The organism is Paenibacillus sp. Negev47 (assembly GCF_058313655.1).
Genome location: NZ_CM177754.1, coordinates 1,696,136 through 1,710,433, shown reverse-complemented (window position 1 = coordinate 1,710,433; position 14,298 = coordinate 1,696,136). Strand labels below are relative to the sequence as shown.

Sequence of the window (14,298 nt, the reverse complement as noted above, 5' to 3'; positions counted from 1 at the left end):
GAACACATTTACACGGAGGATTAATAGGCCGAACATTATAGGGAATTACACATAAGATACAATAACGGTAGATGATTCAAACACCAAGCAGTGGGGGACCTGTTTATGGCAGTGAGAAGGAATGGAAAATCAAATAAAGGTTCCAAGAAAACAAATGCCGCCAACACCCTTCTCAATGGCAACCTTAAAGGGAGAAATCTGGAACTTATCGTTGCAGCATTACTGGTAAGCGGGAAGTTAAGAGTGGATGCGGTCACATTGTTTCGAGAAGCTACTTTGGTCGTTGAACTGGTCGGTCAATATAAAACGTTACAAAATATTACACCGTCGAATCAAGACAAACTGGTGCAATTCCTGAATGAGATTGGTGGGGATATGACGTTGAATGATGTTATACGTGCTTTCCAACAGAGAATCAATTCTTAAGGCCAAGAAATGAGGTTGAAGTGATGTCTGACTTTGACGGAAATGGGTTCGCTGAACTATTAATCATTGTCATTCTTGTTGTTTTATTTGTATTTGGTTCTTCCGATATTGACGATCTAACCGATTCACCTTCTCAATCCTGAATTGGCGTACGTATTACGCTCCATTCATTATGAAATGCATAACTATAAACGCCAGTCCACAATATGCGGGCTGGCGTTTTTGGTGGCTATAAAAATAGCGGTGAGAATACAATCCAGGCCAAAATAAGAGTAAGCACAATGCAGACATTCTCTACAATGGCTCCACGCTTGGTTCCTGTACTCATCAGATTGGCTCGTATCCGCCACTTGAGCGGTGGTAACGGACGGATGCCCCGATTGGTCAAAGAATCAGCCAACAAGTGCATCGCATATGCCGTACCTCCCGCTACCCAAATCTCCGGTCCCTGCTGCTGGGTCGTGCTGTAAAGTAAGCCAGCCCATATTGCGGTTCCATATAGGGTATGTGTCAGCCCCCTGTGAGTTAGGGTGGTGCAGAGCATTAACAGACTGCCTGCAATCAGATTCCATGGCGCAAATGAGTGACCATAGAAAACGAGCCCGAGTCCAATCGCAAACATCAGCACTTTGCGTAGTGAACGCGAGGGTAGAAATGACACAAGTGCAATGAGGATCGCAAGCAACAGGTTCCACGGTTTGGCATGAACATAAAAGTACACAAATACAGCTGTCGGCAAAAGAATGGTCTGTAACAGCCTGATCAGGCTATTAGGCAATGCTCTCGATACCAGCAGCGAATTCGGCTCATCGATGTCAGGCAATAAGGAACCAATCAGAGCAACTGTAACTGCCGGTGCAGTCACCGGCATACCAGCCAACTGAAGTACAGAAAGTGATACGCCTGTCCCGATCATCAGGTGGGATCTTCCCATCATGGTGCAAAAACTTCCTTTCGAAGAAATAGGGAACATACATAGCCCACTTTTGATAGTACAACGAAACCAAAACAAGAACAATAGTTCGTATTTCTTATTTACATGAAAATAAATATCACTTTCTGTGATGGGGCTCACATCATTATATTTATGACTCTTCTATCGTTATTAGTGAATTAAATCACATAAACTGTCCTCAACTACTTGTATAATTTCAAATATAAACCACTAAAATTGTTGGTAATGTACAGCGTCTATCCAAGGAGGCATACACTCATGAACGGAAAAAAAGAGAAACTCGTTATCATTGGTAACGGAATGGCAGGAATCAGTACTGTAGAACAAATTTTGAAATTAACATCGCGATTTGATATTACCGTTTTTGGCACAGAGCCCTACCCTAACTACAACCGCATTATGTTGTCCTATGTATTGGAAGGAAGCAAAACACTGGATGACATCGTACTGAATGATCTCCACTGGTATCAGGATTATGGTATTACCCTCCATACAGGAACAACCGTAGCCCGCATTGATTCGGAGACCCATGAGGTCGTGACGGAGGAAGGAACTCGCTTCCCTTATGACAAAATCATCATTGCGACTGGCTCTAACTCCTTTATTCTCCCCGTACCTGGACATGACAAACAAGGTGTCGTCGGTTTCCGTGATATCGCCGATTGCAATGTCATGCTGGAAGCTGCTAAACAGTATAAACGAGCGGCCGTTATCGGGGGCGGACTGCTTGGCCTTGAAGCTGCCAAAGGGTTGGTACAGCTCGGCATGGAAGTTACCGTAGTGCATTTGATGCAAGATCTGATGGAACGTCAGCTCGATCCGCAAGCTTCAGCCATGTTGAAAGCTGAATTGGAACGTCAGGGTATTCGGTTCAAGATGGGTGCGCAGACTTCCGAATTGCTGGGCGGCGAACGGGTTGAAGGGATTCGTTTTGCTGATGATTCCGTACTGAATGTTGATTTTGTTGTCATGGCTGTAGGGATTAAACCCAATACAGATGTAGCCCGTGAAAGCGGTATGGAAGTGAATCGGGGCATTGTCGTAAATGACTATATGCAGACTTCACTTGAGAATGTGTACTCGGTCGGGGAATGTACAGAGCATCGCGGGGTATGTTACGGCCTCGTTGCCCCATTGTTCGAACAAGGCATGATTCTGGCGAAACATATCTGCGGGGTTGAGACGGCTCCTTATGAAGGTTCTGTTGTATCCACGAAATTGAAAATTTCCGGTGTGGACGTCTTTTCAACTGGTGAATTCATCGACAGTCCTGAGCATACCGTCATTTCACACAAAGATGACTGGAAACGGACTTACAAAAAAATTCTGCTTCGTGACAATAAAATGGTTGGTGCCGTGCTCTTCGGTGACATTACGGATTCTGCCGAATTGCAAAAGTTGATCAAAAATCAAACCGAAATGACCGAGGAATTGTACGGTTCGCTCATGGGCACAGGCTGTGGTGGTCATAAGAAAGCTACCTCTGTTGAAACGATGCCCGAGGACGAGATCGTCTGCGGTTGTAACGGGGTGACTAAAGGAACTATTGTCGATGTAATTACAAACCAGGGCCTGACCACTGTAGATGAAATCAAAGCCTGTACCGGTGCAACCCGCTCTTGTGGTGGATGTAAACCGGTTGTGGAACAGATTTTGCAATATGTACTTGGAGACAACTTCAGTACTGGAGCCAAACAGGGCATTTGCGGATGTACATCTATGGGTCGGGATGAGATTGTAGCCGAGATCCGTCAAAAAGGATTGCAAACGACCAAAGAGGTCATGAATGTACTTGGATGGAGTCAGCCAGAAGGTTGTTCCAAATGTCGTCCGGCAATCAACTATTACCTTGGCATGATTGCACCAGATACGCACGAAGATGAGAAGGAATCCCGTTTTGTTAACGAACGCATGAACGCGAATATTCAAAAAGATGGAACGTATACGGTTGTACCTCGGATGTATGGCGGGGTGACTACACCGGCAGACCTCAAACGCATCGCTGACGTTTCCGTCAAATATGATGTTAAAGCAGTCAAAGTGACTGGCGGTCAGCGTCTCGATTTGATTGGTGTCAAAAAAGAAGATCTGACCAAAGTCTGGGCTGAACTGGATATGCCTTCAGGTTATGCATACGCCAAATCGCTGCGCACGGTCAAAACATGTGTCGGCTCCCAATTCTGCCGATTCGGTACACAGGATTCCATGGCTATGGGCGCCAGAATCGAACGCAAATTCGAACGTCTGGATCTGCCAGCCAAGTTTAAATATGCCGTCAACGGATGTCCGCGGAACTGTGCCGAAGCATGTACAAAAGATATCGGTATCGTTGGTAACGACGGGGGCTGGGAAATCTTTATCGGCGGCAACGGCGGTATTAAAGCAAGACTTGCTGATTCCCTATGCAAAGTAAAAACGGATGAAGAGTTGATCGAACTGTGCGGAGCCATCATGCAATATTACCGCGAGACAGGTAACTATCTGGAACGGACTTCCGAATGGGTGGAACGCATGGGTCTGGAACATATTCGCTCGGTTGTCGTGGATAACCTCGAAGAACGAAAAGCTTTGATGGAGCGGATTGAGTTTGCACTTGAGCATGTTGAAGAACCTTGGCAAAAAGCGATTCGCAATGAAGAAGGCCAAAGTAAAATGTTCCACGGCATCGAAGTGTCAGCTCGTCCATAAGCAAGTTGGCAAGATGAATCGGGATCAATGTTAATTAGATAAAAGGAGTGGTTCAAGATGACGACAAAACAATCAGGTACCTACTTCCCTGCCGGAGTAGTTGAAGACTTCCTGCCACGCATTGGAAGAGTAGTTGAAATTAAGGATCATCAGCTTGCTGTCTTTCTGGCATCGGATGGCACCATCTTCGCTGCGGATAATCACAACCCCCACCCTAAGGGTGGGCCGCTGGCTGAAGGTATCGTGTCCGGACACTATCTGTACGATCCACTGTATGATTGGAAAATCGACCTGACTACCGGTTTTGTGCAAGCACCGGACAACGGTCAAGTACAGATGTATCCAGTGAAAGTAGAGAACGGCCAGGTCTGGATTGCAATATAGCTCCATTGAAACATTCACAGATTGATGCAAAATAATGGGGGAAACCGTGATGTATACACCAAGTGTTGAGGGAATTATTGAAGCTGCGGTTAAAAAACGGGATCAAATGAATGCAAGCCTGCCACGGTACATGGTTGCTGCCTTGATGGCTGGTGCTTATGTAGGACTTGGCATCGTTCTGATCTTCAGTATTGGTGCTCCGCTCCTTGCGGCGCAGTCACCACTGCAAACCATGTTGATGGGCATGTCCTTCGGACTCGCGCTCACACTGGTCATCTTTGCCGGATCGGAACTGTTTACAGGTAACAATATGTTCTTCACCATGAGTACGCTGGCAGGCCGAACCACAGTTAACGAAACGTTGAAGAACTGGGGGCTCGTCTTTATCGGTAACCTGCTCGGTGCCATCCTGCTAAGTTTGCTTATAGTCGGTAGCGGCCTGTTCAAGACGGCTACGCCGGAACATCTGCTGTTTGTCGTCTCTGCCAAAAAAATGGCCGCTCCCGTATCTGAGCTGTTCTTCCGCGGCATTCTCTGTAACTGGCTCGTCTGTCTGGCAATCTGGATGGCCGCTCGCTCCAAAGAGGATATCGCCAAACTTGTTCTCATCTGGTGGTGTCTGTATGCATTTATCGCAAGTGGCTATGAACACAGTGTTGCCAATATGACATTACTGTCTTTATCCTGGCTACTGCCGAACCACCCGGATACGATCACTATGGCAGGCTGGTTCCACAACATGATTCCGGTGACACTTGGTAATATCATCGGTGGTGCCCTCTTTGTCGGAATGGCGTACTGGTACACTTCGCCGGTGCGAAAAAAAGCATGAATCGTTGACCCAACTGCACTTATCTACGTTAGGTAGCATAACATTTGCACAGATGAAGCCACGATGGATGACGAACTCACGTTTAGTCATCCATCGTGGCTTTCTGGCTTCATTTTACATTCAATGCATACATCGTTAATCCGTGGTTAATATAACTGAAGTATAGTCAGTGTATACGACCACTTAAACTTGTAAAGGATGATCTCTTCTTATGGGAATTCATACGTACTTCAGATCACTGAATGATCTTGAACGCATTATTCGGACCCCTGGCAAATTCAAGTTCGAAGAACATTGTGTATCCGCCCATTCCTGGAAAGTGGTTCAGTACGCCAAAACGTTGGCCGATATTGAAGAACAGCAAGGCGTAAGCATTGATTGGAAAAAGCTATACGAGATTACCAGCAGTCATGACTATGGCGAAATCTTCATCGGTGATATCAAGACCCCGGTCAAACATTATTCACTTGAACTTCGTTCCATGCTTCAGCAGGTGGAAGAAGGTATGGTTGAACATTTTATTAACGAGAATATCCCGGAAGAGTTCAAAGAAATTTTCCGCAGACAACTGCGTGAAGGCAAAGACCAATCGATCGAAGGACTGATTCTCGAAGTTGCAGACAAGATGGATCAAGTGTATGAAGCTTTTGCGGAACTGCAACGGGGTAACACGGAGAAAGAGTTCATCGTCATGTACCGTTACGCTCTCGTCAAGATCAAAAACATCGATCTCCACTGTGTCCGTTATTTCCTCAATCACATCCTGCCTGATATCATCGAAGAAGGTATTCGATCCCCGTTTGATATTCGCAAAATAACTGAAGAAGCTTTACTTCAATAAATTAGCTCAGGTCATCTGGATCCCCATCATCCATGGACAGGGCTTTTTTTCGTTGCTGTAAGCTCAATCGATACTCGCTAGGATACATCCCCGTTTTGTTTTTGAAAATCCGGCTGAAATAATGGGAATCACTATACCCTACCGCTCCGCCGATCGTCTTGATATCCATATTCTCGTGTGTAACGAGCATGCGTTTCGCTTCATTGATTCGCAAGCCTGTCATATATTTCAGCGGAGTCTCCCCCGTCACCTTCTTGAAGCACTTCCCCACATAGTCCACACTAAAATGCATCTGCCCCGCCATATCCTGGAGTGTAATCTCATGCATGTAATTCTGCTTCAGATACAGCTTAACGGCCTCGGCAATATCCTCTGGCTTCACCTGCTCATCCAGCACAGCACTGACATGGGCAAGCGAATCCGTAGCGCTCCCGAGCTTCAGTTCCATCGCATCCAGCAGTGTACGAAGCTGTTCTTCGGACAATGGTTTGAGCAGATAATCCTCCACTTTGTAACTGATCGCCTGCCGTGCATATTCAAATTCATGATAACCACTTAGAATCACAATCTTCACATGCGGATAGGCAAAATACAGATATTTGGCCAGTTCCAATCCGTTCATCACCGGCATCTGAATATCGGTTACGACCAGATCAGGTACGGAATGTTCGATCAATTGTAAAGCTTCCTGACCGTTCCTCGCTTCACCAATCACTTCGAAACGGCTGTCGAGCTCTCTGAATTTGCGCGAGACATTACGGCGAATCAAGGCCTCGTCCTCCACAATAATCGTTCTATATTTGTTCGTCACGGGTTCAGTCATGCTCCTTTCGAATGGAACCACCTATTGTAATCTGGACACCGCCGGAGGACTTGTTCGTAATCTGCATCCGAGCTGCCGTGCCATACCACAATTTCAAGCGGACCCAGATGTTCTTGAGGCCCATCCCGTTAATCTCAAGCTCAGGCATACGCTCCCACTCCTGTGACTGTTCGATATAATGCAGCATTTTGGCAAGTGCCTCGGGTTCCATGCCAGGCCCATTGTCTTCCACGTGGATCTGCCAGGTCTCCTCTGCCGTATCCAACTCTCCAGTAACGACCAGTTTCCAAGGGGGCGTATCACTCAGTCCATATTTCATGACATTTTCGAGTAGTGGTTGTACCATTAACATTGGAACCTGAATATGTTGCATCTCAGGCGGAATATGGAACTCATAGTGCAGGTCATCTTCAAACCGAATCTTCATACACTCCAGATACCGCTCACTATAATCCAATTCCTGGGACAGTGGAACGCCATTCTTGCCCGGAGTAGAGATATAACGAAGCATGGACGCAATATTTCCGCAGAATGCGACAATCTGTTTATTCATGCCTTCTTCCGCCATGATGCTAATATTTGTGATGTTGTTATACAAAAAATGCGGATTCATCTGGGATTGCAACGCCAGCAATCTCGCTTCTGTCTCCTGAGATTTCATCGCCAGCCTGTCCTGAAAAGACTGTACAAGCTGTTGATTCAACCGGATAAACGTATCATTCAGCTCATCCATCTCCCGGATGGAACCGGGATGCTCTAGCTTGAATAACTGGCCGGAATCCTGACCCGATACCAGATCGTTCTCACCCGTTTTCTGAATAATGCGCTGCAAGCGATGCAGTGGCAAGGTGACCCGTTTGGAGATGAGATACGAAAGGATCAAGATCAACATCAGGGTAGCTAACGTGGCACCGATAAACATCACAGCCATCCGATTCAGATTGGCGAAAAGGGACTGCTTGGACTGCATGACAACAACGGTCCATCCCGTCTCCTGTGAAGTCATGTAGGTCATCATTTGCTTGGAATGATTCAGAGGATCAGTCACTTCCTGCATGGTATCGGGCGGAAATGTACGATTTTGAATCAAATCCACATCATCGAAATAGCCTGCTTGGGAAGCATCGGCACCCGAAGAAAGTGGATATAACCGTGTATTTTGTTCATCCATCACATAGATGCGAAGATCGTCGTTACTCGCCTGCAAATCATTCAAATGCTGGAACAGAGTTCCGGCATCCTGCAAAATCTCAACTACACCCTGGCTGACATAATTGCCATCTTTGTATACCCGGGTAAGTGAAATGTAGGGTTGATCCGATTTCCCCTTTCCTGTTGGCATGGGCAAAGCTCCCCCCTCTAACAGACGGATCACCCGCCAGCCACTCCGCTCCCATGTTTCCTTGTACCACGGTCGCTGAGTCAGATCCACCGACAGTTGACCGTTGAATGCACCCGCTCCCAACATCTTGCCATTCACGTCATAGATATTGGCCTGCTTGGCTGTATTGGAGCTGCTGATGATCGCCAGAATGACGTCAATCAGTGTGGTTGTATCTTTGTACAGTGCCGGATCACTCGTCATTGTCCGCTCACTGTCCTCCGCTGGTGCCAAATAATGACTGAAGTGTTCCTTCACCAGATTGGAGTACACGATATTCATGGAGAAATTATTCATTTTCACCACTTCCTGATCCAGATTGCCGACAATCGATACTCCCAGTTGCTTCTGCTGCTCTTCACTTCGATGACGAATGTCACTCGCAAGAAATACGTACAGAAGCCCCGCCACAATGAGAGAAAAGATAATAAATACCGCAGAGTAATAGGCAAACAGGCTTTGCTGAAGCGTTCCAAATCGATACCTCAATCCCCACACACCTCGTCCTATGATCATATCTGTTACATCCATCGAAAATGTCCACCCAACAGAACGCTTTTGTCTATTGAGCGCATCCCTTGTTCGCCGTAAAGTTATCCACATAAGAATACGCTTACATTAAGCGATTCGGCAAGTGACAATTTTCTTTATATTCCGGGAGGTTCAATGATGAGAAAACGATTTCTATTTTCGCTTGCAAGTGTGCTCCTGCTCTCCACCCTGCTACTTGCCGGGTGCAACTCAGGGAAAAGTGCGGAAGGTTCGGGTAAGGTGACACTCACGTTTGGAACGAGCCAATCCGGTATTCCGCGTACAGGCATCATGCAGACAATGGCCAAGGAATATGAGCAGGAGACGGGTGTCAAAATTGACTTTCAGGTTGTACCTGACGCACAGTGGCGTGACCTGATCAAGGTGAAGCTCGCTTCTGGCGAAGCACCTGACATTTTCAATGTCGATGTGGACCCACTGAGCATGCCGGCCAACGTAAGACCGGAGGAAAATGCCATTGACCTGACCAATGAGGAATTCACAGGTCGGATGTCCGAAGAGATTTTGCCCACTGTCAGTCACAATGACAAGGTGTACGGGGTTTCTTTTGCCCCGTCGAAAATCTGGTATGTGTACTATAACAAACGTATCTTCGCAGACTTAGGCATTGAGCCTCCTACATCCTATGCGGAATTCAAGGCAATCAGCCAGAAAATCAAGGATAAAGATATCATTCCGTTCTATCAGGCACCGGCCAGTGGATGGTATCAGGTTCTGCCTTTGTTCGAAACGGGACCTAACTATGAGCAAACGACAGCGGGAACGTACGAGAAACTGAACAATAATGAGATGAAAGTGGCCGATATGACACAGCTCAAGACGGTCATTGAGCAGTTGAAGGAATTTGCGGATCTCGGTTATTTCGGCAAAGACTTCTTGTCCAATACGGTAGAAGCGGGAATTGAAGCGTTTGGTCAGGAGAAAGCGGCTATGCTGCTGCGGGTGCCAGGTACTGAAAAAGAAGTGTCCGAAGCGTATCCGGCGATGGAAGACAATATGGGATTCTTCGTCATGCCTTGGGGAGACAATCAGACGATTGGGGTGAACCCGGGTGGTTCTGCTGCCATGTTCGGTAACAAAAACAGTAAACATCCCGAAGAAGTGCTGAAATTCTTCCGTTGGATCACCGAGCATGATCATCTTCAACGTGTGTTCGATGAAGGTGAAGGTAACTTGACAATCTGCTGGCCAGAAATCGAACCCAAGCTGACACAGGATTATATTGATTATGAGAAAAATCATGAAAAAGGTACGGTCATGCAGGCCGCTGTGAAATACATTGATCCACAATGGATGGATATCGGCAAGGACCTGTCAGGCATGTTCGCTGGCGCAATGACACCGGATCAGATTCTGCAAAATATTGATAAACGCCGGGCTGAACAAGCCAAAGTGTTGAAGGATGAAGCGTGGCAATAACAGCGCAAATCTCAGATAAACATAAACGCTGAACAGCGTTACATGCAGCGGGCACATGCCCGCTCATGTATTTTGGCAGGAAGGAAAGGTGTTACGGATTATGAATGCGAACAAAATCTATCCCTGGTATTTCTCATCCGGAGCGATTGTATTATATCTGCTGTTCATCGTCGCTCCCGCCCTGTTGGGCATCTATTACTCCTTCACCGATTGGAACAGCTACAGTTCGGAGAAGAACTTTATCGGTCTGGAGCATTTCCGCACCATTCTGGCGGGTGATCCGACCTATCTGCTTTTTATTAAAAACACAGTCCTGTTCACCCTCGTTACCTCCATCGCCAAGACCGTTCTGGGCTTGTTCCTGGCTCTACTCCTGGTTAGCGGTGTAAAGGCCGCCAATCTGCACCGGATGATCATCTTCTCCCCGCAGGTGCTGTCGTTCCTCATTGTTGGGCTTGTGTTCAAAAGTCTGCTCGACCCCAACAACGGGTTCGTTAACGTGACCCTGCGTTCATTAGGGCTGGATGTTCTCGCCCAGAACTGGCTGGGCTCCCTAACCTGGGCCATGCCATCCATCATGGCAGTGGACACGTGGAAAGGCATGGGGTACATCATGGTGCTGTTCATCGCCGGACTGCTCGCCATCCCCCGCGATTATTACGAGGCAGCGTCCATTGACGGCGCCGGGTTCGGGCAAAAGCTGTTCCGGATCACGATTCCGATGCTGATGCCTACGATTACCATTGCCACGGTGCTCAATATTACGTATGGATTACGGGTATTCGATGCCGTATACGTGCTGACTAATGGTGGGCCTGGTAATGCCACAGATGTGATTAACACGGCGGTCTATTCCTCTTTTGCCAAAGGGTATTGGGGACTGGGTAGCGCCCTATCTACCATTCTGTTTGTCATCATGGCGATCATCTCCTTCTTCATCATCCGTTTGATGAACCGAAAGGTGGAATACTGACATGCGATTGAAAAAAAGATTGGCTTCCATCGGGTTAAATGTACTCGCCTGGCTGCTTAGCCTGGTGGTCCTGATTCCTTTTGTCGTCATTGTACTGAATTCATTCAAGTCGGACGCCGAGGCCAAAGTGCTGAAGCTGACGCTGCCCGAGAAGTTTATCTTCGAAAATTACAAAATCGTCTATGAACAAGGACACTTGGGAGGTTCTTTTTTCAACAGTCTGCTGCATTCCGGGGCCTCTTCCTTGCTGTTGGTCTTTGTTGTGGCTTTCTCGGCCTTCACGTTATCCCGTAACCATTCGAGGCTCAGCAAGTTCCTGTATTTCTTCCTGATTCTTGGCATCACCCTACCGCTTAACTACATTCCGCTGATGGAAGTGATGAAGTCGATGGGCATGATCAATTCACATCTCGGCATGATTCTGCTCTATACGGCTATGGGGATTCCGATCTCGCTGTTCATTACGTATGCATTCGTGTCTAACATCCCGAAGGAGCTGGATGAAGCCGCGATCATGGACGGATGTAATGGGATCAAGCTGTTCCTGAGAATCATTGTACCTTTGTTAACCTCGGTGTTGGTAACGGTATTTGTTCTTAATTTCCTGAGTGTCTGGAATGAGTTTACTGCCCCACTCTATATGCTGAATACAGTGGAGATGTGGCCGATGACCCTTGCTGTGTATAACTTCTTCGGACAATTCAGTGCCCAGTGGAATCTGGTCAGCGCAGATATTGTACTTACGTCATTGCCTGTGTTGATTGTGTTCCTCATTGGGCAAAAGTATATTGTAGGAGGCCTAACTTCAGGGGCGGTTAAAGGGTAAGCTCCACCGACAATCCAAATTCACAAACGCATCTTGTATAAATACATCTGCTGACTCCTCAGCACTAAAAGCCCTTGTCTGCTCATAGTGTGAATAACTTCTTCGTACAGAAGAAGTATTGCACGCTGCTGCGGACAAGGGCCTACGCTGTTGGATTCGAATTAATCGTGCGCCAACCCGCCAACATCGGATGGAGCCGTTATATCTGGGCTCTGCTCCAGAGATTTGATCATTTTCAAGCGGGATGTGATTATTGCGATCAGAATAACAAACAGACCCGCGATGATAAACAGAAAGGCAATACCTCTGCCTGGCCCAGTTCCAATAATTTGACCAACAGACGAAGCCAGTGCTCCCCCCTCCATCAGCAACGGATTAAACACATGGTCGGCCAGAAATCCAGCCAAACTGTACGCAATAATAAACCCGAGTTGTGACAGAATACCAATGATTCCCCATACCCTGCCCTGCTTTTCGTTGGCGATATTGTTTCGCACCAGCACATCTGCGCTCATGTTGACAAACGGCAGCGATGACAGGAACAGAAAGCCTGCGAAGATAATAAAATAAATATTGGTGGATATCCCCAGAAGCGAAAAGGACAAACCGCACAAAATCAGACCCATCACAAGCACACTTGCGTATCTCTTTGTTATTGTAAATATGCCGATGCACAAGCTGCTAATCAGCATGCCGATAGCGCTAACAGACTGAAACGTTCCAAGTGTCTTTGCATCCGTGAATGACAGAAGCATCGGACCAATGAGTGTCTCCAGGAATCCTAGATAAAAGGTGACAAGTGAAATAATCACCACCAGCAACAGTACTCCCTTGTTGGTTACAACTTCCCTCCAGCCCTCTTGAATATCAGTGATCCAATTTTTGTCTTCTTGATCCTCTCGTTCCACCTTCATGCTCTTCCGAATAACCAGCACAGCCAGAATGGCAACCAGGAATGTCAGAATATTAATGACCAGAATGACTTCAATGGTTGTTATACTAAGCAGAATGCCCGCAATGATGGGTGAAAACAGAAACTTCGAGGATTCAGCCAGTTGTACAAGACCGCTTCCTTTTGAGAATTGATCCTTATCCAGCAAGTCTGTAGCAGAGGCCTTATATGCCGGGCTCTGCAGCGCGGAAAACACGGAACTAAAGGCCACTCCCACATAGATATGCCATAACTGGATATCACCTGTGAGCATAATGGACAGAATGAAAATCAAACCGGCTGCCGCCCCCAGGTCGCCGATAATCATCATCGTTCGACGGTCGAATCGGTCTGCCAGTACCCCTCCAATAGGTCGAAGCAGGATATTCGGCAGAAACGTGAATAAGGTAATCAGTGCAACACTTGTTGCCGTATTCGTTTTTTCGAAGGCATACACCCCCAGGGAGAAGGCTGTAAGCCCAATCCCAATCATGGAGATGAGCTGACCGAACCATACTACCAGAAACTTTTTAAATGATTTTTGAACGGTATGTTCCATGGATGATACTCCTTTCTCGGCTAAGCTTGATTCGGAAAATAAAGACGAGTGACGTAGGCGAAGCTTCCTTTTTCTGCTCCCAGAACACGTTCCAAAATATCTGTGAATGCTTCAACCTTTTTTTGGAGTTCTTCCTCCTCCCATTGAAAGATGCCTCGATCCAGCAAAAATTGTGACGATACGAGCAGGAATTCGATGGATTCCTTTGAGTTAGGCGTATGAAATACCCCTTCCTGAATGCCCTGCTCTACCACCTCGGCCAAGATGGGACTTAATCGAATTACCGTCTCTACAAGACTCTTTTGGTGCATCTCCACATTATGAACACTGTGCAATTGCTCGATGAGATCATGTTTTCTGTCGTCTGGCTGATTCTGCGCCATCATGATGCGAAAAATTTTGTCATGGGCATTCAGTTTGGGATCTAACACTATGGCCTTGGCTGATGCCTCCCCGCTCAGAATAAAACGCATGACAATGGCGTTCATAACCTCTTCCTTGGACTGAAAATAATAATAAAATGTGCCCTTCGCGATATTACATACCCGAAGGATATCCATGACCGTAGCTTTGGTATATCCCTTTGTCACGAACAGAATCTCGGCTGCATTCAAAATCTCATTCCTGCGTTCTTCCGGGTTCTTTATCAATCTCATATTCTGGCCTCCAATACATCGACCGACTGTCGGTCTATTGTAGTCATGAGGT

At 46.8% G+C, this 14,298-nt stretch carries 13 protein-coding genes; 8 read left to right on the top strand and 5 right to left on the bottom strand.

The window, feature by feature from the left end:
* Window positions 1-105: 105 nt before the first annotated feature.
* Window positions 106-426, top strand: a complete 321-nt coding sequence (locus tag AC4G47_RS07850) for a hypothetical protein (protein WP_490205219.1) — start codon at window positions 106-108, stop codon at window positions 424-426.
* A 229-nt stretch (window positions 427-655) separates the two neighbouring features.
* Here AC4G47_RS07850 and AC4G47_RS07845 read toward each other — a convergent pair whose 3' ends face one another.
* Window positions 656-1,363, bottom strand: coding sequence for a metal-dependent hydrolase (locus AC4G47_RS07845; protein ID WP_491105649.1), 708 nt, complete (start codon window positions 1,361-1,363; stop codon window positions 656-658).
* A gap of 276 nt (window positions 1,364-1,639) precedes the next feature.
* On the opposite strand from AC4G47_RS07845, the gene nirB reads away from it, so the two are divergent.
* The 4 genes from nirB (at window position 1,640) to AC4G47_RS07825 (ending at window position 6,126) form a co-directional block, all read left to right on the top strand.
* Window positions 1,640-4,069: a nitrite reductase large subunit NirB gene (gene nirB, locus AC4G47_RS07840; protein WP_491105648.1), complete on the top strand. Its 2,430-nt coding sequence runs from the start codon at window positions 1,640-1,642 to the stop codon at window positions 4,067-4,069.
* Window positions 4,070-4,126: 57 nt separating this feature from the next.
* A complete protein-coding gene (gene nirD, locus AC4G47_RS07835) occupies window positions 4,127-4,453 on the top strand; it encodes a nitrite reductase small subunit NirD (protein ID WP_491105647.1) in 327 nt (108 codons plus the stop codon).
* 49 nt (window positions 4,454-4,502) lie between these two features.
* Window positions 4,503-5,285, top strand: coding sequence for a formate/nitrite transporter family protein (locus AC4G47_RS07830; protein ID WP_145323377.1), 783 nt, complete (start codon window positions 4,503-4,505; stop codon window positions 5,283-5,285).
* Window positions 5,286-5,496: 211 nt separating this feature from the next.
* Window positions 5,497-6,126 carry a YfbR-like 5'-deoxynucleotidase gene (locus AC4G47_RS07825; protein ID WP_458123512.1) on the top strand — a complete coding sequence of 210 codons (630 nt, stop codon included), beginning with the start codon at window positions 5,497-5,499 and terminating at the stop codon, window positions 6,124-6,126.
* A gap of 1 nt (window position 6,127) precedes the next feature.
* On the opposite strand, the gene AC4G47_RS07820 is transcribed toward AC4G47_RS07825, so the two are convergent.
* Together AC4G47_RS07820 and AC4G47_RS07815 are read right to left on the bottom strand one after the other, a co-directional pair.
* Entirely contained in the window at window positions 6,128-6,949 is an 822-nt protein-coding gene (locus tag AC4G47_RS07820) for a response regulator transcription factor (RefSeq protein WP_491105646.1), read from the bottom strand.
* On the bottom strand, window positions 6,942-8,861 hold the full coding sequence (locus AC4G47_RS07815; RefSeq protein WP_491105645.1) for a sensor histidine kinase: 1,920 nt from the start codon (window positions 8,859-8,861) through the stop codon (window positions 6,942-6,944). Before AC4G47_RS07815 ends, AC4G47_RS07820 begins: the two co-directional genes overlap by 8 nt.
* A gap of 138 nt (window positions 8,862-8,999) precedes the next feature.
* Between AC4G47_RS07815 and AC4G47_RS07810 the strand changes: the two genes are divergently transcribed.
* From AC4G47_RS07810 to AC4G47_RS07800, 3 genes are all read left to right on the top strand, one after another.
* The gene (locus AC4G47_RS07810) at window positions 9,000-10,301 is read left to right on the top strand and encodes an ABC transporter substrate-binding protein (protein WP_491105644.1); all 1,302 of its coding nucleotides are present in this window, start codon (window positions 9,000-9,002) and stop codon (window positions 10,299-10,301) included.
* A 100-nt stretch (window positions 10,302-10,401) separates the two neighbouring features.
* On the top strand, window positions 10,402-11,274 hold the full coding sequence (locus AC4G47_RS07805) for a carbohydrate ABC transporter permease (RefSeq protein WP_091028318.1): 873 nt from the start codon (window positions 10,402-10,404) through the stop codon (window positions 11,272-11,274).
* A 1-nt stretch (window position 11,275) separates the two neighbouring features.
* On the top strand, window positions 11,276-12,100 hold the full coding sequence (locus AC4G47_RS07800) for a carbohydrate ABC transporter permease (RefSeq protein WP_491105643.1): 825 nt from the start codon (window positions 11,276-11,278) through the stop codon (window positions 12,098-12,100).
* A gap of 161 nt (window positions 12,101-12,261) precedes the next feature.
* On the opposite strand, the gene AC4G47_RS07795 is transcribed toward AC4G47_RS07800, so the two are convergent.
* Window positions 12,262-13,590 (bottom strand): MFS transporter, encoded by a 1,329-nt coding sequence (locus AC4G47_RS07795; protein ID WP_491105642.1) that lies wholly within the window; start codon window positions 13,588-13,590, stop codon window positions 12,262-12,264.
* 20 nt (window positions 13,591-13,610) lie between these two features.
* Window positions 13,611-14,246 carry a TetR/AcrR family transcriptional regulator gene (locus AC4G47_RS07790; RefSeq protein ID WP_491105641.1) on the bottom strand — a complete coding sequence of 212 codons (636 nt, stop codon included), beginning with the start codon at window positions 14,244-14,246 and terminating at the stop codon, window positions 13,611-13,613.
* Window positions 14,247-14,298: the final 52 nt, after the last annotated feature.

Coding starts and splice junctions, on each gene's coding strand:
- AC4G47_RS07850 (WP_490205219.1), top strand. CDS start 106: ATGGCAGTGAGAAGGAATGGAAAATCAAATAAAGGTTCCAAGAAAACA.
- AC4G47_RS07845 (WP_491105649.1), bottom strand. CDS start 1,363: ATGATGGGAAGATCCCACCTGATGATCGGGACAGGCGTATCACTTTCT.
- nirB (WP_491105648.1), top strand. CDS start 1,640: ATGAACGGAAAAAAAGAGAAACTCGTTATCATTGGTAACGGAATGGCA.
- nirD (WP_491105647.1), top strand. CDS start 4,127: ATGACGACAAAACAATCAGGTACCTACTTCCCTGCCGGAGTAGTTGAA.
- AC4G47_RS07830 (WP_145323377.1), top strand. CDS start 4,503: ATGTATACACCAAGTGTTGAGGGAATTATTGAAGCTGCGGTTAAAAAA.
- AC4G47_RS07825 (WP_458123512.1), top strand. CDS start 5,497: ATGGGAATTCATACGTACTTCAGATCACTGAATGATCTTGAACGCATT.
- AC4G47_RS07820 (WP_491105646.1), bottom strand. CDS start 6,949: ATGACTGAACCCGTGACGAACAAATATAGAACGATTATTGTGGAGGAC.
- AC4G47_RS07815 (WP_491105645.1), bottom strand. CDS start 8,861: ATGGATGTAACAGATATGATCATAGGACGAGGTGTGTGGGGATTGAGG.
- AC4G47_RS07810 (WP_491105644.1), top strand. CDS start 9,000: ATGAGAAAACGATTTCTATTTTCGCTTGCAAGTGTGCTCCTGCTCTCC.
- AC4G47_RS07805 (WP_091028318.1), top strand. CDS start 10,402: ATGAATGCGAACAAAATCTATCCCTGGTATTTCTCATCCGGAGCGATT.
- AC4G47_RS07800 (WP_491105643.1), top strand. CDS start 11,276: ATGCGATTGAAAAAAAGATTGGCTTCCATCGGGTTAAATGTACTCGCC.
- AC4G47_RS07795 (WP_491105642.1), bottom strand. CDS start 13,590: ATGGAACATACCGTTCAAAAATCATTTAAAAAGTTTCTGGTAGTATGG.
- AC4G47_RS07790 (WP_491105641.1), bottom strand. CDS start 14,246: ATGAGATTGATAAAGAACCCGGAAGAACGCAGGAATGAGATTTTGAAT.